We start from the raw sequence: 24,750 nt of genomic DNA on the forward strand, positions 1-24,750 counted from the left end.
CCTTCGGCACACGTTCCTCCACCGACACATACGAGAACATACCCAGCTGTTGCACATCCAATCCGCGCACCATCAAACCCTTGCGATTGATACTGGCTATGATTGTGCCAAAGCGGATGCGTTTCTCAACAGCCTGCTAGACCGATCACGTTGGCATCAAGCCGATTCCGCAAACACCTTCCGCACCACTTCGATCGCAGTATTGGCACACGGCCACCCCGCATAAAACGCCAGATGCGTGATGACTTCGATCAGCTCGTCCTTCGTCACGCCATTCTGCAGCGCGTACTTCACATGAAACGGCAGTTCATTGACGCGGTATAGCGCCACCAGCGTAGCGACCGTAACCAGGCTGCGGTCGCGCTTGGGCAGTTCGGTGCGTTCCCACACTTGCCCGAACAAAACCTGGCGCGTGTAGTCGTTGAGTGCGGGTGCGATATCCGCATACGGACCGGCGTTGGGCTTGTCGTTATGGCTCATCAGGTGGCTCCTTGTCCGGATAGGTATTGTTCGTCGGTGACGTGTTCCATCCATGCCACCGCTTTGCCATCGAGGTATTCCTGGACAGCGATATGCGTCATCGCGGTGGTTGGCGTTGCGCCATGCCAATGGCGATGTCCCGGTGGGCACCAGATCACGTCACCGGCACGAATCACTTCCACTGGCCCGCCTTCGCATTGCGTCCAGCCGCAACCGGCCGTGACGATCAATATCTGGCCCAGCGGGTGGGTATGCCAGGCCGAACGCGCGCCCGGCTCAAAGGTCACGCTGGCGCAGCCGACACGTGCCGGTGCGGGTGCATTGAAGAATGGATCAATGCGTACATTGCCGGTAAACCACTCGGCAGGGCCCTTGGCGGAGGCTTGCGTACCGCTACGGATGAGGTGCATGGCGTTGCTCCAGAAAAAATTGGCCGATCAGAGCATCCCTAGTCTGACGCCATGATGGTCTATGGATTAGATGGATATATGTAATTGAACTTATAACCCGTGTTTATAAATGGACGCAGTGTGAAGGCGCTGCGTTCTGCGCGTGCGTTAACTCAGACGGCATGAGTAGGCTGGGATGAAATCCCAGCGTTTTTGCGCTGCTTGTGCTGGGATTTCCCGCCTACGTCGTTACATTGCTATCGGACTTTGTTAAACCACTCAAGCACACGCTGCCGCCACGCTTCTGCCTGCCCGGTGTTCCACACAAAGGTCGCCACGCTCTCCGGCGGCATCGTGTATTCGAAACGATTGTCGCCCTGCGCCACCGAAACCGGAAACGCCTTGACGTTGCTGTTCACCATCACCAGCACGATCGATCCGTCGGATGCGTTCTGGAAGGCTACGTTGGCGAGGCCTTTGTCGTCAGTCATCGTGGATTCCACGCGGACGGCGCCGGGCAAGACGAATTTGCTGAAGTGTGCGAATGCGTAGTATTCGTCGTTGCGACTCACGGTACCGGTGCGCGAATCGATCGTCACCACGCCCTTGCAGAGCGCGCAGCCGCCGAAATGCGGGCCGTGTTGTTCGTCCAGCGCCAGGTTCCAATAGATGACGCCGCGCGCCCACTGCCTGGTCCCCGTGACCAGCAATTCCCGCGTAAACCAGAGCAATTCACCATTGAGCGCGGATTCCCAATCGCCACCGGAGCACTCGGTGATATAGGCATCCTTTTGCGGAAACGCACGATGCACGCGGCCTTGCACGTATTGGCTGCCTGCGTAGCAGTGCCAGGCAACGCCAGCGATATAGCGTGAGGCATCGGGGTCCGCCAGCATGGCCAAGGGTTGTTCGGGCTGATCCCAGTTGTGGTCCCATTCCAGAATCTGCGTCTTTGGGTTGCGATTTGCCAGCTTTGGGCCGAGATATTGCGCGATGATGCGTGCCCGCGTGGCCTCCGGCACTTCCATGCCCGGATAGGTAATCGGCACGAAACCGGGTTCGTTCTGCAAGGTAATGGCGAAGATCGGGATGCCGTAACCAAGATACGCATCGAGAAATTTGACCAGATAATCCGCATACGCACTTTCGTATTGCGGCAGCAATTCCCCGCCAATCAGGTTTTGGCTGGTCTTCATCCACGCCGGCGCACTCCATGGCGATGCGACGATTTGCAGCCCCGGATTGATGGACAGGATTTCCCGCACCGTCGGTATCACATCGCGCACCGTGGGCGTGATGTTGAAATGTTGCAATGGCGGATCGACCTGGCCGAAGGGAACGTCATCCAGCGTATACGGCTTCAACGAGAAATCCGACGCGCCCACGGTCAGGCGCATCATGTTGAAACCGAGATTGCTGGGCGGCGCACCATAGATCTCGTGCAGCAAGGCCCGCCGCTGCAGAAAGTTCAGCTTGTTCTGGATCAGCCACGCCGACGAGTCCGTCATCGCCGCGCCGAAACCGACCATGGTTTGAAACCGCTTCTGCGGATCGATGACGATATCGGCCGACGACTCGCCGCGGGTCGTCATGGCAACATCAGGCTGCTGCTGCAGCTTCAAGCGGCGATCCGCCGTGCTTACCCATACCTGTACCAGCGGCAAGACCGTGCGCGGCGGCGGGGCTGGCTTGGGTTTCGCCGCGGGGTACGTGAAGCGTGGCGCGTTGAGAACGACCAGTGCAAGCAGGACGAGCAAGACGGAGGAGGCAATGGCCGTGCGATGCGAACCCAACGTGTGCTTAGTCATGGCGCGCCACTAATCCATGGCTCACGTTGCGGTTTGCTGGGGGTCATGCAGTCCTGTTTGCTCTGGGAAGGCGATGTGCTTTTCTACACGGGAAACGCGTGATCGGCCAGCCCTGATTGCGTGGAGGGCTTCACTGGTCGAGTGTTTCGCGCGGTGTATTTAAACTTTTGCGCACCTGGCTAAAGAATCCGTCGCCCCGGCGTGAGCCCGGGCCCAGTGACTTTGACGCTCTTCAAGTCACTGGGCCCGGGCTTTCGCCGGGGCGACGAGGTATTGAGCATTACGGCGAATGTTGGCGTTTTTTCGCCGAACACCTATGGGCCTTTGCCAGAACAACGACCGGGCTTTTTACACAATCGGCACCTGGCTGATGTTGTTTTTCGGATCCATCCAGAACGACTCATTCACGAACCGCCCGAAGATTTCGCGCGGCAGGATCGAGGCGCGCTCCACCGGCTCGACCTTTGGCCGCACGGTATGCAAGCCCGGCATGCCGACGCGGGCGTCGAACTCGTCGGCGTTATAGGCAATGTGGTCGAAGTCGTGGTCGAACCAGGGTTCGCCGATGAACTGGTAGACCGCGCGCATGGCCGCTGCTGGATTGCGCACCAGGCTTTCGTAGGTCAGCAGCAACAGATGACCGGGGGCGTATTGGCCGTAGAACGCGTCCTTGGTGGCCTGGAAGGCGAAACCCACCATGCCGCGTGGATCGGTGAGCGCCTCGATGCGCGAGTACACGGTGGTGTTGGTATCGAAGCGGAAGACCTTGCTTACGCTGACCGGCTGTTTGCGCACCAGCCGTTCCATGCTGTCCAGCACCCAGGACAACTGGCGCACGCAGGCGATGACTTTGGCTTGCGGAAACAGGGTATCGAGCAGTTGCATGCGGCTGCACCACAGGCGACTGGTGTCGAACACCAGGCTGGCGTCGCCGTAGCCTTCGTAGAAATTTTCGACCAGGCCGCGCAGCATGACGACGCGCTGCTCGTCGGAAACGTCGAACGAAAAATCGTTCTTGCTGCTGGCCTCGGCCATCACCACGCCCATGATGTCGGCCAGCGGGCTGGTCATGCCGGCGCGGAAGCGCGGGTTCTGGTTGAGGATGGCGGCAAGCAGCGTGCTGCCCGCGCGTGGCAGCCCTGAGATGAAATGGAACTTGCGGGCTGGCTTGGCGATCTCGGGGGTGGCTGGCATGCGGGCAGTCTCGGTTGGATCAATGATGTGGATGGTGAAAGCACCTTGAAGCCAATGCGTCTATCGTTGTTCCATCGTAGTCATTCCGGCGAAAGCCGAGGCGCTTTACAACAGCGAAGCTGGTCAATCCAGTTAAAAGTGATGGGCGAAGCACACGATAGAAAGGTTTTGTGTGCTTCGCACGATTTGTTTGTACTGGATTGACCAGCTTCGCTGTTGTAAAGCGCCTCGGCCTGAATGACGGCTTCCTGGCACGACATCGCGCGGACGTTTATTAACCCATGCGATCAGCACGACGCCGGCGGCGCCGTAGACGCACGGATACACATGTTGTAACCCACCTCCACCATCCTCGGCTCCCCCTTGTTCAACACCCGCAGCAACAGTTCCTGCGTGGCGCGCCGGCCCATCTCGCGCACCGGCTGGTGGATGGTGGTGAGCGGTGGCCACACCTGGGTCGCAATGGTCGTGTCGTCGAAGCCGCAGATGGAGATGTCGCGTGGAATCGACACTCCAGCTTCAGCCGCCGCCCAGATCGAGCCAACGGCCATGTCGTCGTCACCGGCGAACACGGCCGTGGGCCGATGCGGCAAGGCCAGCAACTGCCGCATGGCTTCGACGCCCGATTCGAACGAGAAGCGGCCTTGCACCATGTACGCGGGATCTTCCTTCAAGCCGGCGCGTTCGAGACCATCGCGATAGCCGGCCAGGCGCCAGATGCCGGCGCCGTGTTCCGGATCGCCGAGAATGTGGGCGATACGCCGGTGCCCCAGCGACACCAGGTGATCGACCATGGCGGCGGCAGCTTCGCGTTCGGGCAGCATCACGCCGATGCAGTCTTCCGGTTCGCGCGGCGCGATCGAGGCAAACGGCACGCCCCGCTCGTGCAGGCAATCGAGCAGTTGCGGATGGTCGGTGAGCGGCGGCGTGAGGATCAGTCCATCCAGCTGATGGCGCACCAGCATGTCTTCGATGCGCTCGACGAAGTCCGCTGCCGTGGAAACCAACGGTTGCACCATCATGCTGTAGTGCTCGGCCTCGCACGCCTCCAGCACGCCCAGCTGCACTTCCATGATGTAGCTGGGCGAACGGTTGTCGTACAGCAAGCCAATCATGAAGGAGCGATTGGTTGCCAGACTGCGCGCCGAGAGCAGCGGCCGGTAGTTGAGCGCTGCAACCGCGGACTGCACGCGCTGGCGCAGCGACTCGCTCACGTTCGGATCGTTGTTGAGCACCCGCGAAATGGTTTTTTTCGACGTCCCCACCATGCGGGCGACGTCGCTCATGGTCACGCGCGTCATGCAAGTCTGGCCTGGTTCGATGCGTCCTGATTCAAGGCGTTGCCTTTACCGGAATGTGCTGGCTTGGAACGTTCCATCCGCTCACTTCGACGACCGGCATCCCACTCCCCTCCTCCGTGTAGTGCGCGAAGAGAGTAATCGATTCGCCGGGCCACAGTGTGACGTCATTGTCGCTCCACACGATCGGCAGCACGAGCTTGCCATCGGCCCGCTTGATCGAGACGTGCTGGAACAGTGCCACGGTCTGGGACGATGCCGACACGGTCAGCGTCACGGTAACCGTGTTTTCCGCGCCCGCCTGCTGGATCGTCGTGTGGACCTCGCTCGCCGCGGCCGGCAAGGACTGCAGCGCGGTCAGGTCCGCGTATTGCGTCAGCGGCGTGAGGTACCAGTTGGAATCAGCCCAATCCAGCGTGTCGGGCTGGGTGGAAAGCCAATACACGTTGCGGCTGACCGGTTTACCGTCTGCAGTGGCCAGATCGAGTTCGATGAAATAAGTGCGCGACAAGCCGGCAAGCGCCGGCAGCGTCAGCAGTTGTCGCGTGCGGTTGCCGTCCAGATCGATGTCTTTGAGGTGCTGCTGGTAGGCCACGCTGCCATCCAGCTTGCGTACGCGGATGCTTGCCTGCAAACCATGCTCGCCGGTGAGCGTCTGGTTGACCAGCACGATCGCATGCGTGTCATACGAATATTGAATGTGCACCGGCTCATTGGCCTTCTCCGCACCGAAGTACGCGCCAGCCGGATTCATGAAGTAGTCGTACAGATGCCAGTGCAACGATGGCCACGCGTTGTTGAGCATCCAGTAGATCACGCCGGTGGAAGGCTTGGCGGCGTCCATATGCGCGTTGAACGCTTCAAATTGCGCGCGGGTGTTATCGTAATTGTCGAGCTGCGCCTTGGCAACGTAGTCCGCAAGATCCTTGGGTGCGCCATAGCGTTGGGCCAATGCGTTGTCGAAATCGTCGATGCGCGCGAAGGGAGACCAATCCGCGGAAGCGTGGTATTGGCGCACATGCGGGTACTTCCACAGCGCCTCCTGCTCCTGCGGCGAAAGCATGCGGGTGATGTCTTCCAATCGCGGGATGTCGGCGCCCGCGCTTACTTCCGAATCGAAGCCGAATGCACCGCCCAGCTGGTCGGTGTACCAATACACCGGTGGAATCCATGCATAAGGCCCCGCCATCTTCATGCCGGATGGTCCGGTTTCGGCCGTGCCCTGATCCGCTGCGGCGGCAACGATCGGCGTTTGCCAATCGGCAGCATGCAAGGTGTCCACGTACATCTTGGCGATGGCCGGCGGCGGTGCGTTGTCGCTGCCAATCAAAAAACCGATCACCGATGGGTGATTGCGCAGCAGGCGTGCTTCGCTGGCCATCGAATCCTTCGCGACGGCCTGGTCCGCGGCATCCCACGGCGAACCACCGGTTTTGGCAGCCGATTCCCATTTGTCGCAGCATTCCCAGCCGGCCAGGATCATGATGCCGTCGCGGTCGGCAAGTTCGTAGAAGTGCTCGTTTTCCAGCTTGCCTTCGCTGCGTATGGTGTTGAGCCCAAGGTTCTGCACGTAGCTGAATTCCGCTTCCATGCGCTTGGGATCGTCGCGCAGGAACATATCCGGCGCCCAGCCGCCGCCGCGAATCAGCACCGGCTTGCCGTTGACAAAGAACTGGCGATAACCCTGCTTGGTGAGCTGGGAACTGACGCTGCGGATACCGAATGTGGCATTGGCCTTGTCGGAGGTTGCGCCATCGACGGTCGCGGTCATCTGCAACGCATACAGCGGATGCGCGCCCATGCCGTTCGGCCACCAGATGTTTGGATGGCTAAGGTCGAGGCCCGGATCGGTCTTGGAGGTGAACGTCACAGTCTGCGTTTGTCCGGGCGTAAGGTGGATGGTCTGCCGCAACGACACACCAGCCACGTCGCCGGTGATGGTGGCATCGTGCGCCACCGTATCCAGGTTGCGCGCTTCGACCTTCGCGGTGAGTGCAGCGTGGGCGAGATCGGGCAGCGACAGCGTCGAGGTCACTTCCGGAAAGCGCAGTTGCACCGGCCCCGTGTGCACGATATCCACGCCGCGCCATGGACCCATGTTGTTATCGGGCGGCGTCGGGTTCCAGTCGACCCAGCCGATCGACAGGCTTCGGCGCGGATCGCCCGGATGCACGCGCAGCGCAAGGATGTTGCTGCCGGCGTGTACCCATGGCGTGACGTCGAATTCGTGCACGGGATAGGCACCGGCCACGTTTGCGTGATCGGCAACCAGGTGACCGTTCACCCACACGTCGGCGCTCGCGATCATGCCGTTGGTACGCAGTAACGTGTGCAAGCGGTGCGTGTTTCCTGCAAGCGTGAATTCGGTGCGATACCACCAGGGATTCACGAACAGATTGCCGCTGGAATCGGGCACCTGCACGGCGCGCAGGTTGTCGCTGTAGAACACGTCGTCTTTGTAGACGTTGTTCTCCAATAAACCAGCCATGACTGTTGCTCGATCGCTTACGGGATACCAGCCCTTGGTGGAAAAGCCCAACGTGGATATCTCCGCGCCGCTTTGCTGGGCTTTGTCGGTGGATTGAATTTGCCAATGAGCGATGGCGGTGGATGAGCCGGGGTCGTCGTGCATGTGGGTGGCTGCATAAGGGGACTCTGCGCAAGCGAACGGCATGTTGGCCAATACCATCAGCGCCAACAGCACGGATTTGAACCAACAGCGCGTGCTTAAGCGCGCAACCTGATGCTTATCGCGATGCATCTTCCCCGTCGCCCCGGCGAAGGCCGAGGCCCAGCGTCTCTTGTGCCAGAGCCTTGCGCATCGGCAAAAAGCCAAGTCGCTGGGTCCCGGCGTTCGCCGGGACGACGAACTATCAAGCATTGCGGCGATATCTTGCCCTCGCCGCTCGCTGCGCTCGCCCCCCACCCTAGCCCTCCCCTGCTCGCAGCGGAGGGAACCGTTTTGCGCGGGACTGACATGTTCGCGCTGCTTCAGGCAGCGCCATGTGGTGTCCATTGGAATTTGCATCAATCATTCCCCACATAGGCTTCACGAATTTCCACCGGCGCAAACGGCCACGACTGATTGACCTTCGCCCAGATCGCAAACACCACCAGGCCCACCACGATCCAGGCACCGGACAACATCAGCGACAACGCAGACGCCGATACATACACGTAGATCCACCCCAGCAACGCAATCACACATGGCACTGGATACAACCATTGCTTATACGGCCGCTGCAGATTGGGCTGACGCTTGCGCAGCACCACCAGCGCGGCGATCTGCGCAATGGACTGCACGATGATGGTCGCCGCCAGCAGCATGTTGATCACTTCGGTCAGATCGAAGAACGTGCCGATCGCCGTCACCACACCCATGGTGAGCAGCGCGACATGCGGAAAACCATGCTTCGCATGCAGCTTGCCGAACACTGACAGGAACACCTTTTCGTGCGCCGCCTGAAACGGCACGCGCGAACCGCCCAGCAAGCCGGCGAACACCGACGCGAAGGCGGTCACGATGATAAGGATGGTCATGATCGACGCTGCTGCATGCCCCCAGCTGCGCTCCACCACCAGCGACGCCACCGATTGGGAATGCGCAATCTCCTGCCACGGCGCCACACCGAGCACGCTGATATTGAGAACGAGGTACACGAACATCATCGCGATCACCGAGACGATGATCGAGCCGGGCATGGTGCGGCCCGGGTTGCGCAGTTCGTCGCCCATGTAGGCGGTGGTGAAATAGCCCAGGTAATCGTAGATGCCGATGATCAGCCCTGCGCCAAGACCGACGAAAAATTTGCTGCCGAACACGCCGGCCGGATAGGTGAAGGCGTAGCCCGGATGGAAATTCGAGAAACCCGCCGCAGACACGCCGATGACCGAAAGCAGCATGATGACCCATAGCGCGATGGTCATCGCGCGGATCGATTCGATGCGTCGGTACAGCAGCAACGTGACGAGACCGGTCGATGCCAGGCTCACAAGGTGTACCGGCCACCAGCCGAGATGCGGAAAGAAAAACTCCAGATACTCGACCATGCCGATGATGCCGGTCGACATCAGCAACGGAATCGTCAGCAGCACCGTCCAGATAAACAGGAATGGCATCAACTTGCCGGTGCGATATTGAAAGGCTTCGCGAAGATAGACATACGTGCCGCCGGAACCCGGCATGGCGGCACCGAGTTCGGCCCACACCATGCCGTCGGCCACCGCGAGAATGGCGCCGGCGATCCACCCGATCACCGCCTGTGGCCCGCCCATGGTGGCGACCATGATCGGGATGGTGATGAACGGTCCGATGCCGCACATCTGCGTCATGTTGATCGCGGTGCCGGAGAACAGGCCGATGGAGCGATGGAAATGATCGGCGCGGTTGGAACGTGTGGATGAGGGATCGAGCATGTCAGCCCTGATTATTTGTAGGTTGGGGTGCGAGCCCCAACGTTTCCGTGTCATTCGGCATGGCGAGGTTGGGATTCGCACCCCAACCTACGGTTACCATTGTCCGCGCACTCCCACCATGAACATCCGCTCCGAGAAGTTCGAATGCGCCGGCTGATCCGGCCACACCAGGTAGTAATGCTGGTACTCGTTGGTCAGATTGGTGCCATCCAGGAACACTTCGGCGTATTTGTTGATCTTGTACGACAGCGATGCATCCAGATATTTCTGCGGCGCCTCGTACATCTCCATGCCGGTGATGCCGCCGACGTCCTCCGCCACCGCGCGCCGTGATCGATAGTTGTACGCAAGACGCGCCTGGAAGCGATCATTCTGGTACCACAGGATGAGGTTGCCGGACTGCGTCGAATTGTCCTGGAACGGAATCTTGCTGCCGGACAAATCCCTTTCGCCCGTATTGCTTGGTGCGTACGTCGCATTGAGCTCGATACCGGTTTTCGACAAGAAACCCGGCAGGAAGGTGAAGCCCTGGCGGTAATCGAATTCCGCGCCCTGGATGCTGTTACCCGTGCCCTGCACCGGTTCGGTGATCGTGATGCAGTGGTCGCGCACCACGCCATCTTCATCCGGCAAGGTGCAATTGATCACGCTGCCGGTCTTGATGAAGCTCGCCACGTTGATGCGGAACAGCGCCAGGCTGATCATGCTGGTGGGATTCATGTAGTACTCAAGCGAGGCACCAAAGTTGGTCGAGCGCCATGGCTTGAGATCCGGGTTGCCGGTGGAGGTGCCCGTCGACACGCGGAACAGCGGGCCTGTCGGTGTTTCCACCAGCGAATAGTTCAACTGCAGGCCACCGCCCCATTGGCTGAGGTTGAGCGGCATCATGTTCTTTGAATAAGCAAGGCGAAGTTTCAGATCTTCGGTGAGATCCAACGCAAAGTTGAGTGCCGGCAGGATGTCACGGTAATCGTGCCGGGTGACCTGGGTGCCGGCATCGGCCGGTTCGTCACCGTACGCACCGGGCGCACCGGTCAAATGCTGCGTGACGTCCAGGTTGGTGCTGATCACGCGCACACCGATGTTGCCGCTGTACGGCATGCTGCCGATCAGACCCTCGAAATCGCCCTGCACGTAGCCGGTGGTTTCCTTCAAGCCCACCGCCCAGGTGGTGCCTGGCTCACCCACGCGCGTGGTCTGCGGATAGAGCGACTTCCAATAGTTTTCTGGATCGTCCATGGCATGCGGATCGATGGCCCAGAAGGTGATGCCCGATCCCAGCAGGTTGGCGTATTCCTTCCAGTTGTTGGCCAACGGCGCCGGCGTGTTCGGCAATTGCAGCGCCGACAGGGGACCGGCGCGGAAGTAACCCAGCGCATTGCCGGCCGTGCACGAACCGCTGTTGAGCACCACGTCGGCACCCACGTAACGCACCAGGCATCCGCCCGGGTCGCTGGCGCCGATGCCGGCGTATACCGGCGTCTCCAAGGTAAAACCATCATTGCTGGCGCTGCGGATGCTGTTGCGCACGCCAAAGTCGAGCTTGATGCCATCACCGAAATCGTAATGGCCGTCCAGACGCAGCACGTTTAATCCGACCGAGCGGTCATAGTCGCCGGAGGATTCCAGCGTTTTCATCGTCCAGCCGTTTGGGTTGGCAAACTGGCTGGCGAGCGACCCAGGCATGCTGACGGTGAGATTGCGGCCAGTGAAATTGGCGATGACAGGCACCGTGTTCTGCGGCGTGCCGATGGCGTTGAACACACGGTTGCCGCCAAGCTGGCTGGGATAGATGAAGGTGCCGTATGGCACGGCGTCATCCGGCACGCCATCCATCAATACGTTCGGCCACAAACCGCCATCGGAATCGGAAATATTGACGTCGGTCTCGACCAGGGATTGGCGCGCCGTATCGCGAATGCCGCGCAGGCTTGCCGTGAACGGTCCGCCATTGTCGAAATCCAATTGCATGTTGAAGTTCTGCGCATAGGACTCCTTGCGCGTGATCTGCGAAAACGACTCCACGTCGCCCGGCCACTTTTCATACACCTGCGTGGTGTACAGCTGCGAACCGCTCCAGCCCGGCTCCGGCGTGCCGTACGAACCGGCAATCGGGCTGCCGGTGTTGCGCGACTGCAGCGGTACGTACGTCGCGCCCTGCCAGTTGGTGGAATTGAATTGAATGCCGAAGGTACGGTCGAATTCGGCTTGGTGCGCGTAGAAGTAATCGCTGGTGAAAGTAAGCCCGCTGCCCAGATCCATCTGGAACGACGCACTGCCGGATTTGCGCTTGCGCTCGGTGGTGATGTCGTACAGGCTGATGTCCTGGCTCCCCATGAACACGCCGTTGGATTTGCCATCGCCATTCACGTCGACGCTGCCGTCGGGGTTCTGCACGATCCTGGATGGAATCGGCGCACCATTCCACGGCGTCAGGAAGCCGTTGTAACCACCCGCACTCGCCGCGTTTTCGCCATTCAGCACTACGCCATATTGATCGAGGCCTTCGTTGGAATTGGTTCGCGTGGTGTCGGAATAATCCGCGGAAATCAGCAAGCCCCAGCGGCCATGATCGTTGTACGAAATAAGGCCGTTTGCCTCAGGCCCCGTTTTTGCGCTGGTGCGGCCGCGCTCTCCATCGGCGGAATAGCTGTAGGTGAAGCCGCTCGGCAGATCCCACGGCCGATACGTATGCAGATCGAGCGAACCGCTGATGCCCGCGTCCGTGGTGCTGGCCGTGGGTGACTTGATCACATCCACGCTATGGAACAGCGTGGCGGGAAGCATGGTGAAGTCGGGTTGTTGCGAGTCGATCTGGTCCGCGGTGATGAAGGCTTCGCCGTTCAGCATGGTGCCGACTTCGGGCAGGCCACGCACGTCCACGGTGGTGCCGACGCCGGCATCGCGGTTGATCTGCACGCCGGTCACGCGTTGCAGCGCGTCGGTGATGGTGACGTCGGGCAGTTGGCCGATGCTTTCCGCGGTGATGCTGTCCTGGATGTTGGGTGCGTCGCGCTTCAGTTCGATCGCGCGCATCTGCGACGCACGCACGCCGACGACATTGACGGCAGCCAGCGTGGTCGCGTTCTTGTCGGCTTCGGTGTCTTTGCCGGTCGTGCCGGTGGCGGATTTGGTTTTCTTGGCATCGGGCGACGGCGTCGCCGCGGTGTTTTGCGACACGGTGTTTTGCGTCGCCTGGGTATCCGGCTGAGCACCTGTCGGCTGCGATGCCATCGCGGATGTCGCCACGACGGCGAGCAATGACGATATGGCAAATGACAAGGGGTGCTTGCGATGTAACGTGTACATGAGCCTTACCTCTTGGTTGTCTTCAACGCGTGCACCCAGGTGTGGTCTGTTGCGTGGCGTATCGTTGTAGTACCGCTTCGGCCATGGCATGGCGTGCCACGACCGCTCCCTCTTCGTGCTTCCCCGGTGAAATGCGTGCTGCGTGTGTATTGCTTTATTTGCCGAGCGCTTGATCTATGGCGTCATTCATCACCCACCCCTCCCATCGAAAAATGACCCAGCCCCGCGTCCCCACGCAGGCCGCGCCGCAGATACCACTTCGCCGCTCCCAGCACGCCTTTGCGACCGTGCTCCGTCACCCACACCGGCACTCGCGACAGAAACGCGCGCGCGCTGCGTCCGTGCAGGAATCGCTCCTGGAACGTGCTGCGTTCGAGCAAGGCGAATAGCGAATACAAAAAACCACCGGCGAGATACACACCGCCCTGGCTCATGAAGGTCATGGCAAGGCTGCCGGCAAAACTTCCCAGCGATGCGCAAAAGATCTCTACCGCTTCCACTGCCTCCGCATCACGGCGCATCGCAGCAGCCTCGGTAATTGCTTCAGGTGTGGAAAGCTTGGGTGTTTCGCCGCGCAAGTTGCACAGCGCCACGTACAAGACCAGCAAGCCGGGGCCTGACACGATGCGTTCGTACGCCACGTAGCCGCCATGTGGCGCCAGATGCGCAAGCACTTCGCGTTCGCGAATCGAATTGGGCGCGAAATCCATCTGGCCGGCTTCGGTCGTCAACACGCAGCCACCGTCCGGACCAGGTAGACGCACTGCTGCGCCAAGACCGGTGCCCGGCCCGATCACCAACGTCGGACCGTCGACCTGCGTGTCCGGTCCGCACAAGAGGCGTGCGCCGCTATCAGCGTCCTGGTCGATGGCGTAGCCCAGCGCCTCGAAATCGTTGAGCACGGCGACGTCGTCCAGGGCCAAGGCGTGGCGCAGTTGCGATAAATGGATCGGCCAGGCGGTGTTGTCGGTCAGCACATCGTTGCCGATGACCTGTCCGGCACAAGCGATCACGCAATGGCGAACCGGCGTGCGCGTATCGGTCTCGACGAAGGCCTGCAGCAGTTCCGTCAGCCCCGGAAAATCCGCACACACGAACTTGCGATACGCCAGCACCTCGACCTCGCGCCTCTCGTCTTGCGAGGTCTGCATCAGGGCAACGCGCGCATAGGTTCCCCCGACATCAGCCGCCAAAAACGGCGTCGCCGGAACACTGACTGGACGATCCAGAGGGTCGATGACTGCGTTCACTGTGCCTCCCCGCACCGGGAACGGCATCAGCTTGCGGCCTCATTGTCACCGGTGTCAACTTGCGATGCAGAATCTATAATTAAGATAAGAAAATGACACTAACTATTTTAATTTATGATATTTTTTTGAAAACTAAAGATGGCAATTTCTTGAAATAAGCTGCATTGCAGCAATAAGCAAAACAGCCTGCAGATTGGGCGCTAGCGGATGTTCCTTGCCTCGCGCTAAGTAGGCTGGGGTGAGTGGGAGCGAACCCCAACGCTATACAGACGGCGATACCCTTTGATGCTGAAGATCACTTCCATCACCGTCGCCCCGGCGTTCGCCGGGGCGACGGGTCAACATCAAATATCCGGAGCCGTTGGGAGTTGCGCTGCGCTCGTCCCAACCTACGGTGCACTCACGACATCGTGCGCATGGCTGTGCTCACGCAGAATCTTCAATACATCCGCCATAGCTTCTGGATTGTTCGGCACCTTGTGATCGGAGTGAACGATCAACGTCGTCGCGGAACCCGGCAGCAATGCACTGCTCAATGGCACATAACCATCACCCGGTGGTTTTACGCCTCGCAGCACCCCGGCGATCGTGTCGTAACGCACACCGGCCGCAGGCATCAGCTTTTCATTCGCGAGCGATACCGGCTCATCGGGCCGCAAGCTGGTGATGCTGGTGATGTGGCCGGCCTGAAAAATCGACGCGATGGCCGGCTGGATGGCGGTCGGATTCTCGGCGGCGATGCGCATGATGCCCGCCATTTCTTCAATATGCCGCCATGCCAGGAGACCTACCAGGCGTCCCAGCATTCCATCCGCGGCAGGACTTCCGCGTTGTGGCGCGGCCATGAAGATGATCTCGTCGACGCCCGCATACGGCTTGAACTCGAACACGTTCTTGAGCGTGGCCAGATCACCTGCATCCGCGTGCAAGCTATCCATCGGCACGGTAAACGCGGCGCTCCATACGTCCGGCGTGCTTTGCGCGCATAGCAAGCGCGCAATCACGCCGCCCATGCTGTGCCCGATCAACACCACCCCCTGCCGTGCCGGTGCATGGCCATCCGGATCGAGCACATGCCATGCATCATCCATGTAATGCTGCACGCGATAGCGCTCTACCAGCAGCGGTGCGTTGCTTTGGTAGACGACATGCCAGATCTGGTAACGCCGATGCAGTTCCGCGTCGCCCATGATCGCGTTGCTCAATCGCGCCCAGATCAGCGGACTCCCCGCAACGCCGTGGATCATGATGATCGGCGTCTTGTTCGGATCGTAATCATCAAGCAGAAACAGGCCCGATCGCTTGCCAATTTCCGCACCGCCGATCATGCCCCACCATGCCAGCCGCTTCAGCCGCGTTCGCTCCAGCAACTGCGCGAATGGCGCCGACACGTCCTCGGCCAGTGCATAGCGATTGGGACCTGCCACGTGTTCGGGTTGCAGCAAGGGGTTCTGCACCACCAGCACCGGCATACCGTCATGCGCTTCCAGCCATAGCGTGGCCGGACGAAACACGCCTTCCGGCGTGTAGAGACGGCAGATGGGGCGATCCGAACACGGCAAGGAAAACGCCACCATCGGCACGCCAAAACCGGCACGGTGATGACGGACGCCATCCAGCGGATCCATCGATACCTGATCGGCCGGTTCCAGGTAGATGCTTTTGGCCAGGCTGTCGGGCATGCCGCGAAATTCGACGCGCAGCGCGATACCGCCGAGCAACGCACGCCCTGCCATCACCTGCACGGGCACATCTTGCGACACCAGATCGAAGAACGCGCGGCTGCATTGCGTGGCAAGCAAGCCCGCCGCCGTTTCCGTCGCCGCCTGTTCGGCCGCCATCGCCTCGTGCGCCAGGGTGGCGCAGTGCAGCCATGCTTCCGCCTGAGTTGGTGCGGATTGCGCGCGGATGGCTTCCGTTTCGCGAGCCTGGGCTTTTTCGAGCAGCGTCTCGGCGGAGATGCCGGCGACATGTCCACCACCGGTCGAGGCACAGCCGGACAACCAGGCCATACCCATCCATGCCATGCAGGCGACAGCGCGGGCAACTGGCGGACGACTTATGCGGTGATGCTCACATCCCATCTCCCCTGCTCCGATTAATTCCGCTTGGCTGCGTGTCCACGTAGGCTGGGATGAAATCGTAGGCTGGGGTGCGAACCCCAGCATCGCCATGCATGATCATGCTGGGATTTCATCCCGGTCTACGCGTGTCGGTGCATGGTGTTTGAATAAATCAGGACACCCCCAACTCTCGTCACCAGTCCAAATCCACCCACTCCCGCTTCTGTGCCCTGACGTCTTCCGTCGTGGCGGCGTTGGCATCCCAGTCAGGCGTACAACCCCGATAGTTCGACCGATGGGGATGGCCATAATGATTCACATATCCAGGTGAATGCGTTCCGTATGAATACACCATATCATGCGATTTGCATGCATTCGCCAATGCTTGCTCCGTACCGGCGCACCAGTCGGTCGACGCACCGTGGTGGTAGGCGACGATGGCACGCAGCGAGAGATTGGCAGGCAAGCTGGGGATGCGGTCGAAGGCGCAATCGCCCGGCAGCAGCATATGCGTTGCCGCTTCGCCGGGTGGCTTGCGGGTGATGGTGACGGCCAAGCCGGAGTGGTTTCGATCTTCTTTCTGCACGGTGGCCGAGAATGCCGCGCACTTGCGGATGCTGACCTCGTCGTTGGCTCCAATTGGGAACGACACCGCTTTGTCGCGCAATGCTTCCGGCCAGCACTTGGCATTGGCCAGCTTTGCGGCGAATCGGGCGGCCTGCGGCGATACCCACTGGCGCGGGGCAAGCCATTCGCATTGCTGCGCGGCAGGATTTTTCTTGTTTGCCGACCAATAGTGGTCTTTGTCCCAATGGGTCAAGATGACCGGCACATGGTGCGAACCCGATTGCACAGGGAGCCGGGTCGCCGTGTAACTTGGGTTGTTGTTGTCCGGATGGTATTCATTGCCACCGTAATCGACGTAGCCGCACACGTCGTCGTTTTGATCGCGCAGGCCGATGCAATCGCCCTGCCCTACATCAAACACGCGCACGCCTTTGATTTCGGTGGTGCTTTTACGGAATAGCTGCAACGTTGCCGTGTTCGCGGTGGCCGTGACCGTCTTGGCGACGTCAAGCTGGGTCGGAGTTGCCTTCGTTGCCATACGCCACCCCTACAGGACCTGATAGTCGGGATAGATACCGACGTTTTCGAATGGAGGGCCACCGCCCGGCCACGGCGGCGTACCACCGTATTCACCGAAATCCGCATCGGGAAGAAATTCAAGGTTGAAAACGTTCAGGAGTAAATCGCGGTGCTCTTTCGCGGCATCCTGGCCGGTGATGTAGCAAGGTTGCGCGTCGATAAGGTCAAAGTCCGCCGCTGCCACGACCGGCAGGCCAACGGATGGGCTCAAGATGATTTCTTGCCACGATCCCTCCTGTATCTGCTCGACACCGCCATGAATGTCGGTATCGCTCAGCAGCAGCAATATCGTGGCGAATTGATCGACATCCATCTCAAGCAAAAGATGGCGGCGCTGATTGTCCACCTCAGGCATGCTTCGCTTATACGGCGCGCGCACCCAATCGAGATCGAGAAAATAATCGCGCCGCACGCAATCCAGCCAAACCCGGTGGGTGGGTGGCCGTGAGTCAGGATGGCGCCGGTCCAGAATGCCGGGCCAATGCTCCGGCAGCCTTTCCCGATGTTTCATGGCCTCGTCACTCAATGGATCGATCGCTTCGACGAACGCGAAATATCGCCCATCGCCGCGTGTATAAAAATTCTCACGCATAAGCCACTCCTACTCGGGACGAATACCAGGATTAAGCGGTTTGTAGGACGGTATGCGCTCCTCGCGCTCCTGAACCGTGTCATGAATACGCTCGTTACCGTTGAGGGCCTGCAGTACGGGGCGATGCAATGCTCGTGTCATGCGATAGACGCCCTTCCGCGACTGGCGCATCGTGCCTTCGGGATTTGCCTTGTACTTCGCAAGGAATGCCTCATCAAATGCCAAGCCGAGCGACTTGGCACGGTTCTTCATCGAGTGAAGCGGAATATTGGCCAGCCCATCGGGGTCGTAGCCACCCCCTATATTGGAATGGACCCCGGCATACCAGACCTGCTCCAGGCGCTTGTCTGAAACAGCTTGTGCCGGGCGCCATAACGTGGGTGCAAATTGTTTGCGGCATTCGTCCAATGCCAACGCGTGGTAAGCATGCTCGACGATGGGAGACAGGCTGACATCGTGAAACCGATGCAAGCGCCGGGTCATGAAGTTGAGAACGCCCACCGGAATGCCCAAGGCGCCCACTGTGTCAAAGACACCCAGAAATCGCACGGTTATGTCCAGGCACCCGTGCTCGGCGCGGAATGCTGCGGCGTCGGCCTGCGTGCGATAGAGCTTGTAGGCATCAGGGCCGTAGAAGAGATGGGACTTCGGCAGCAAACCCACCTTGGTAAGGAGGCCTACCAGGCTGCGCGCAGTGAACGCGCCGCGACTGAATCCAAAGATATATATTTCATCTCCGGGTTGATAATTGAGACACAGGAATTGATAGGCCTCCAGAATATTGCGCGAAACGCCATAACCCGTGGCGCCTTCAACCCATTTTGAAATGCCCCAATGCGTGCCCACGCCTTTGTCGTAGAACGAGATCTGACTCACTCCTTCGTGATCACGCGGCAGCACCGCACGGACCAATTTGACGACATTGGTCGGCTTGCGTTTCCCGGCATGGCGGGCATCGAGCTTTCCTTCCGATAGCAGCAGGCGTATTTGCCGCCGGGCATACGCCATGAAACGCTCGCGGTCTTCCTTGTCACGCTGGTCGGGAGTGTTCCAGGTTCCATCGCAGGCAAGAACGATTCGCCGCATGGACGGGTTAGCGGGAAGACTCATACCCCTCACCTCTCAGCGTGACAGGCGTGGGCGTCATCCTGCCCACGACGCCCTTCAAACATATCAAATTTCCGTCGCCCTCACATCGCGACAATGGGAAACTTGACAGCTAATCAGCCAATCCCGATCGCATCGGGAGCACGCATAAGATCATTGGTAATAGAAGTCGTTCCCCAGCACTTTTTTGTAGAACTTGAACGTTCTGCCAAAAGTGTAATCACGGGCTGCCGGCCCCCGGGCATTCCGCCAGCAAAATGCGCGTTTCCACGCCGGCGTTACTCGATTCGTCTGGCAAAGAAATCATGGTTTTCAGTTCCGTCTGCTTGGTTGCGTTATTTGAGTTCTGCCGGCTTTACATCCACGCGCAGACCTTCTTTGTCGCATCTGTCTTCAAGGTCTTTGACCCATTGGCGGGTGACCCGATAGTCGCTACCGTTGACGTCGGCCTCGGTGGAGACGACGTCTTTGTCCAGATCGAGCAAGCGCCTGGAGCGTTCCAGTGCGGTTACACCGTCTTCCCACAGTATGATTTGGTGCCCAGCCGGCCAGATGACCCAGGAAAAATAGGCCCCACCACTGTCTTTCTGGCCCAAAATGCAGGCTTGTGTTTCGGCGTGGACGTGCCGGGTGCGTAAATAATTGACCAGCACCGGGCGGTAATTGGAAAAAAACTTGTCTTCAGAAACCTTGAAGGTTTCCAGATGACCTTGACAGCTGGCAATGGTTGGCAAGAAATCCAACAGCGTCAAAGCTATTAAAAAGCCTGCACGCCCCATCACATCTCCCTGTTAAATTCCTGGCGCAAAAAGTGTCACATAGGTGTCGACGATGAAGATAGTAGCAATAGCCTTGCTTGACTCAGCGCCAACATGCCTGGCGATAGGGATGCTGGGATTATCATCCCAGCCTATGTGTTTCGTTGCCGCGCGAAAGGAATTTCATCAAGTAGGCTGGGATGAAATCCCAGCATCACAAGTCCCAAGATGCCGGCGCCCCGGCCCATACGCTTTCGCAGCATGGTTCAGCGCTTATCCACCGCCTCACGCCCAATCGCGGGATCATCCGTAAAGAACGCATCGACGCCGGCATTGAGATAAGCGCGAATTTCAGCAACCGAGCCGGCCTCATTGAAGGTTTTCGGATCGCTTCCCTGCCAGAAGTTCTTCGCGAGAAACTGGTTCTCCGGCCGGAACGTGTACGGATGCAATTCCAAGCCCGCCGCGTGCGCATCGTGCACCAAGGCCGACGGCTGCCCCAGCCTGCCGTCGGCGAGTAGCGGAATGATCGAACGCGTTGCCGGGCCGATCGCATCGGCGTACATGGCAATGTCGTGCAACCCGGCCGGCTTCATCATCCCGGCATAGGTCAGCGCGCCGCCGGAAGCGACCACGTCATAGGGTTGCTCGTTCGATTGCCCGATCAATTGCAACAGACGAATGTTGGGATGCTCGTGCCGCGCCTGCGCGCCGCCCAATTTACCGTGCAGATATTTAAGATTGGCGATCTCAAAAGACTGGATCTCGACCGGCGCACTGCGCGTGTAGCTATGCGCAGCCAAGGTAGCGAGCAGCTTGTCTTCCATCGGCAAGCCAAGCTTCTGGTAATAGGTGCCGTGCTTGATCTCCGGAATGATGCCAATGGGCCGACCGACTACTGCGGATTCGGCGGCGACGAAATCGATGATTTCATCCAGCGTGGGGATCTGGAATTCGCCGTCGTAGCGGGTGCTGCGCACTTGCGGCAAACGCTCGCGTGCGCGCAGTGTTTTCAGTTCGGCCAGCGTGAAGTCTTCGGTAAACCAGCCGGTGACAGCTTTGCCGTCGATGGTCTTGGTCGTCTTGCGGCTGGCGAATTCCGGATGCTCGGCCACATCAGTGGTACCGCCGATTTCGTTTTCATGGCGCGCCACCATCACGCCGTCCTTGGTCATCACCAGGTCCGGCTCCACATAATCGGCGCCGTCGGCAATCGCTTTGCCATATGACGCCAAGGTGTGTTCCGGACGCAGGGCGCAGGCGCCGCGATGACCGATCACCAGCACCTTGGATGCCAAGGGTTTTTCCATCGCCTGTGTTGTCATGGTTCCCAGCGCTAGTGCCATCGCAACCATCAAAGGGATATATCGCATGTCTTATCTCCGTGGCGGGGAGCATAGCGTGACAACAGGCCGCCAGCATTATGCAGGCGGCCTTGTACGCAGTAGCCGTCAGAACTTGGTCGAGAAGGTAAAGAAGTACTGCCGCGGTGCCATCGGGTAGGTGTTGTAGGTACCCGAAGCAGCACCTACCGATACCTGGTAATTACCCTTGCGGTTGGTCAAGTTGGTGACATTCAAGCTCAGCTTGGCGTCGTGGAAGACATCGTCGATGGGCAACGCGTAGCTGAGCTGTCCGCTCATCAGGAAATAGCCGGCCATCGACAGATCGTTGGTGTAAGTGGCGTAGACCTTGCCCACCGCATCGCCGATCAATTGACCGCTGAATCGGCCATAGCTCGCGCTGATGATGAACTTGTCCATCCATTCCGGGCTGCCCGGCACTTTCTTGCCCGCCGTCGGCACCAGGGCGGCGCCGCTGAAATAGTTGTCGTTGTATTTGGAGTCGTTATACGACACGGCGTTGTAGATGCTCAAATGCTCGCCCATGTGCAGCGTCGCAGCCACGTCGGCGCCGTTGGTGGTGACACTGCCCACGTTCTCGATGATCGACGCGCCGCCGACGATTGATGAAATAACCGGCGTAGGGCTGATCTGCAGCAAGCGGTTGGAGAAATTCACATGGTACGCACTCACCTGGCTATCCAGGCCAGTGAACGGACCGACATCGAAATCATGCTGCGAACGCAAGCCAAGCTCGTACACCCACGCCGTTTCCGGTTTCACGTTCTGCTTGAAGATATCGAACGCCTGCTGGCTGCCCAGGCTCCATGGGGACAGGTTGTTGGCGGTCGCGAACTGACGCATGTTCTGCTGTGCGTTGACGAACAATTCGTCGTGCTGGGTGATGTCCCACGTCGCGCCAATCTGCGGCAGAAAAACCTTGTGGCTGTCGATGCTGCCGCTGGGATATTGAATCACGCCCACCGTCGATTTCGGCAGCGGCTCCACTGGATACCATCCATCCGCATACTGGAAACTCGACTTGAATCCTGCTTGCAGCGTGATGTTGGGCGTGACGTGCCACAAATCGGAGATGTATGGCTGAATCACATCGCTGCGCGCGTCGTCTTCATACTGGGTGATCAGCGGATCGGCCGGCCGCGCATAGGGCGTCGCCGCATCAGGATCGTTGACGTTGAGCGGATACCAGCGGCGATCCTGGGAAAGCCGGTTGTGCTCCCACCACACGCCTGCGCTCAGTTCGTTGGTGTCGGTGGTCCAATTCAGCGAGGACAACCAGCCGCGGCGGTTGATGTCGTATTCGGTGGTGCGGATCGCATAACCGGAACCGCCAAACACCTGCTTGAGATTCTGGTGCGGGAAATACACCGCGAACAAAGCCGGCAAACCCGCTACCTGGATGGGTCCGGCTACCACGCCCGCACCCTCGTCGCGGTGGTAATACACCTGGTTGGACCAGGTGATCGCGTCGGTGATGTACCACTCATATTTCGCGTAGGTCAGATAATCGGTGCGCTGCGCGTCGCTGTAGTAATTGCGGTAGTTGTTGCCATCCGCCGCCGGCGGTGCCCCGTTGGCGCCGAGATAACTGAGCGCCTGCTGGAAATTGGGATACATGAAGGCGCGCGTATAGGGCATGCGCCCCTGCCCGGCCACCGTGCCGTGATAGTTGGCATCTTCGTTCGGCTCCACCTTGTCCGAATAATCGGCATAGAAGGTAAAGGTGCCGTGTTTGTCGTGATGCACGAATTTGCCATCGAGCTGAGTACCGCCCTGGTGACCATCGAAATCCCAGGCGCGTTGATCTTGATGCATGATCGACACGTAGGCCGAATTGTCGCCGCCGAAACGACCGGTATCGAAACGCGCATAGGTGCGCGTCGTGGCATAGCTGCCGATGGTCTGCGCAAAACGGCCACCCATCGTTGCCGCCGGATCGCTGGAAAAGGTGACAATGCTGCCGCCCAGGTTGGACGTGGATGCCGTCGCCAGATCGCCAGCGCCGGAGAACAAGGTGACGTTGCTGACGTCCTCGCTGATGATCGCGCGCTGCGGCGTCAGGCCGTTGTAATTGCCATACTGCTGGTCGCCCAACGGCACACCGTCCATCGTGTAGCCAAGCTGCTGGCCGTTGAAACCATGCACGAACAGCGAGGTGTTCTGCTCGTTGTTGCCCCACGGATCGGCGGTGCGATACAGCACGCCCGGCAAGGTCTGGATGGCCTGCAGCGGGCTGGTGCCGGGCAGAATCTTCTGGATTTCCGAATCGCTCAACGAGACCGCGGAGCGCGCGCTGTTCTTGGCCGAAACGCTCACCACGTCCAGCTGCTTGGGATCGTTGTTTGCGGAGCCGGCTTGCGCGGCGGCAGTGGCAGCGACCGTAGCGTTCGATGACGTTGTCACGCCATTGTTATCGGCATGCGCCATGGCACTGAGTACAGCCAGCACGCTTGAAGCCAGTATTTTCCGTGCGTAACCATTAGCCGACTGTGCGTTCGCCGCACGTCTCGTATTGAAAATCATCAAAACTCCCCAGTGATGTCGCTGCAGTGTGTCTGGTGTCCATCGCGCATCACCAAAAAAACGCCACCCACGTTGACCATGGCGGCGATTCATCGTGATGGCGAGGTACAAGCCGTCGGATTGCCCGGTGTGGACGGGTCTTCCAAATGCGATGCGCGTCACACGCGAACCTTCACCGCATTGGATCGAGCCAAATCGTCCGGCCGCGCATGATGGGGAATCAACGTGACAGCTTGGTGAATCGCGCAGTGAAAGCACGTGTCAGGGAAGCGGCACGTGTCGGAGGCGGATGGGATTTATATCGGCGGAAACCACGTGCTTGTCGTGCTGGCGAAAGCCGACCAGCAGACGTTACTGACTGTCTTTGGCGTGATGCACCGCCGGTGATCCATGATGAAACAATGTGATCAGAATGCGTTCGCGCTGGTAGGGTTTTTGAATCGCGTACAGACCGATCACGGCAATGACCGCCGCTGCGCTTAGCTTCAAGAATGTCTTGAAAATTCCATTGGGCATAAAGGCTCTCACCAGTTCGTAGGATGCTCTCTCTTTGACCGCCAACAGCGTGCAATCAAACAGCCAATGCCATGCGGCGCGGCGCGACCTGATATATGCCATCTCATTGAACATCGCCTCGGCCCACTCTTTGCGATGCGGCGGCATGATCCACGCTGCGAATCGACTAACGCTGGCCAGATCGATGAATTTTCTGCGTCCGTTGGCCATTACGCCCGCCCCGGTGACAACGGCCGCCATGTCGCGCCTTTGGGCCGTGAATGCTCGGTGGCGTAGGCCGCGCCTTTGGTGGTGAGGCGATACAACTTTCTAGGCGGGCGGCCTTGGTGTGGCGAAGGTTCCCACTTGGCGTCGACCATGCCTCGATCACTCAGGCGCATCAGGATGGGATAGATCGTTCCGGAAGGAAGCCCTGTCTGTTCGGAAAGATCGTATCCGTGCTGCCATTGCGTGCGCTGCGAAAGTAATGCAGCGAGGAGTTGCATGGTTTGCGCGGAAGGGGCTCGGGATCGTGTCATGCAATAACTCTACATATAT

General features: G+C 59.5%; 18 protein-coding genes. All 18 read right to left on the reverse strand.

The genetic code is table 11. The annotated features are described in order from the left end of the window. Positions 1-156: 156 nt before the first annotated feature. The 18 genes from VJR68_RS05345 to VJR68_RS05430 all read right to left on the reverse strand — a co-directional run bounded on the left by VJR68_RS05345 (position 157) and on the right by VJR68_RS05430 (position 24,731). Positions 157-480 carry a carboxymuconolactone decarboxylase family protein gene (locus VJR68_RS05345; protein WP_324146533.1) on the reverse strand — a complete coding sequence of 108 codons (324 nt, stop codon included), beginning with the start codon at positions 478-480 and terminating at the stop codon, positions 157-159. Then, complete coding sequence (locus tag VJR68_RS05350) at positions 480-890, reverse strand: (R)-mandelonitrile lyase (protein ID WP_324146534.1); 411 nt, start codon at positions 888-890, stop codon at positions 480-482. Before VJR68_RS05350 ends, VJR68_RS05345 begins: the two co-directional genes overlap by 1 nt. A 236-nt stretch (positions 891-1,126) precedes the next feature. Further along, the gene (locus tag VJR68_RS05355) at positions 1,127-2,677 is read right to left on the reverse strand and encodes a glycoside hydrolase family 30 protein (protein WP_324146535.1); all 1,551 of its coding nucleotides are present in this window, start codon (positions 2,675-2,677) and stop codon (positions 1,127-1,129) included. A 348-nt stretch (positions 2,678-3,025) separates the two neighbouring features. Next, on the reverse strand, positions 3,026-3,871 hold the full coding sequence (locus tag VJR68_RS05360) for a sulfotransferase (RefSeq protein ID WP_324146536.1): 846 nt from the start codon (positions 3,869-3,871) through the stop codon (positions 3,026-3,028). Between the two features lie 287 nt (positions 3,872-4,158). Continuing rightward, positions 4,159-5,172 carry a LacI family DNA-binding transcriptional regulator gene (locus VJR68_RS05365; RefSeq protein ID WP_324146537.1) on the reverse strand — a complete coding sequence of 338 codons (1,014 nt, stop codon included), beginning with the start codon at positions 5,170-5,172 and terminating at the stop codon, positions 4,159-4,161. Between the two features lie 31 nt (positions 5,173-5,203). Further along, positions 5,204-7,801, reverse strand: coding sequence for a glycoside hydrolase family 2 protein (locus VJR68_RS05370; protein ID WP_324146538.1), 2,598 nt, complete (start codon positions 7,799-7,801; stop codon positions 5,204-5,206). 395 nt (positions 7,802-8,196) lie between these two features. Next, positions 8,197-9,585 carry an APC family permease gene (locus tag VJR68_RS05375; protein ID WP_324146539.1) on the reverse strand — a complete coding sequence of 463 codons (1,389 nt, stop codon included), beginning with the start codon at positions 9,583-9,585 and terminating at the stop codon, positions 8,197-8,199. Positions 9,586-9,678: 93 nt separating this feature from the next. Beyond that, positions 9,679-12,894: a TonB-dependent receptor gene (locus VJR68_RS05380; protein WP_324146540.1), complete on the reverse strand. Its 3,216-nt coding sequence runs from the start codon at positions 12,892-12,894 to the stop codon at positions 9,679-9,681. Positions 12,895-13,076: 182 nt separating this feature from the next. Further along, positions 13,077-14,144 carry a glucokinase gene (locus VJR68_RS05385; protein WP_324146541.1) on the reverse strand — a complete coding sequence of 356 codons (1,068 nt, stop codon included), beginning with the start codon at positions 14,142-14,144 and terminating at the stop codon, positions 13,077-13,079. Between the two features lie 389 nt (positions 14,145-14,533). After that, positions 14,534-16,156, reverse strand: a complete 1,623-nt coding sequence (locus tag VJR68_RS05390; protein ID WP_324146542.1) for a hypothetical protein — start codon at positions 16,154-16,156, stop codon at positions 14,534-14,536. Positions 16,157-16,400: 244 nt separating this feature from the next. Further along, the gene (locus VJR68_RS05395) at positions 16,401-17,312 is read right to left on the reverse strand and encodes a hypothetical protein (RefSeq protein WP_324146543.1); all 912 of its coding nucleotides are present in this window, start codon (positions 17,310-17,312) and stop codon (positions 16,401-16,403) included. Between the two features lie 9 nt (positions 17,313-17,321). Further along, on the reverse strand, positions 17,322-17,945 hold the full coding sequence (locus tag VJR68_RS05400; protein ID WP_324146544.1) for a hypothetical protein: 624 nt from the start codon (positions 17,943-17,945) through the stop codon (positions 17,322-17,324). Between the two features lie 9 nt (positions 17,946-17,954). Further along, positions 17,955-19,055, reverse strand: coding sequence for a DUF2235 domain-containing protein (locus tag VJR68_RS05405; protein ID WP_324146545.1), 1,101 nt, complete (start codon positions 19,053-19,055; stop codon positions 17,955-17,957). A 332-nt stretch (positions 19,056-19,387) separates the two neighbouring features. Beyond that, positions 19,388-19,831: a hypothetical protein gene (locus VJR68_RS05410; RefSeq protein WP_324146546.1), complete on the reverse strand. Its 444-nt coding sequence runs from the start codon at positions 19,829-19,831 to the stop codon at positions 19,388-19,390. A 245-nt stretch (positions 19,832-20,076) separates the two neighbouring features. Continuing rightward, positions 20,077-21,156, reverse strand: coding sequence for a glycerophosphodiester phosphodiesterase (locus VJR68_RS05415; protein WP_414647741.1), 1,080 nt, complete (start codon positions 21,154-21,156; stop codon positions 20,077-20,079). A gap of 105 nt (positions 21,157-21,261) precedes the next feature. Further along, positions 21,262-23,622, reverse strand: coding sequence for a TonB-dependent receptor (locus tag VJR68_RS05420; protein ID WP_324146547.1), 2,361 nt, complete (start codon positions 23,620-23,622; stop codon positions 21,262-21,264). 426 nt (positions 23,623-24,048) lie between these two features. After that, positions 24,049-24,453, reverse strand: a complete 405-nt coding sequence (locus VJR68_RS05425; protein ID WP_324146548.1) for a hypothetical protein — start codon at positions 24,451-24,453, stop codon at positions 24,049-24,051. After that, the gene (locus tag VJR68_RS05430; protein WP_324146549.1) at positions 24,423-24,731 is read right to left on the reverse strand and encodes a PadR family transcriptional regulator; all 309 of its coding nucleotides are present in this window, start codon (positions 24,729-24,731) and stop codon (positions 24,423-24,425) included. The genes VJR68_RS05425 and VJR68_RS05430 overlap by 31 nt, the downstream gene beginning before the upstream one ends. Positions 24,732-24,750: the final 19 nt, after the last annotated feature.

It is taken from the genome of Dyella sp. (genome assembly GCF_035277725.1).
Lineage (GTDB): Bacteria > Pseudomonadota > Gammaproteobacteria > Xanthomonadales > Rhodanobacteraceae > Dyella_B.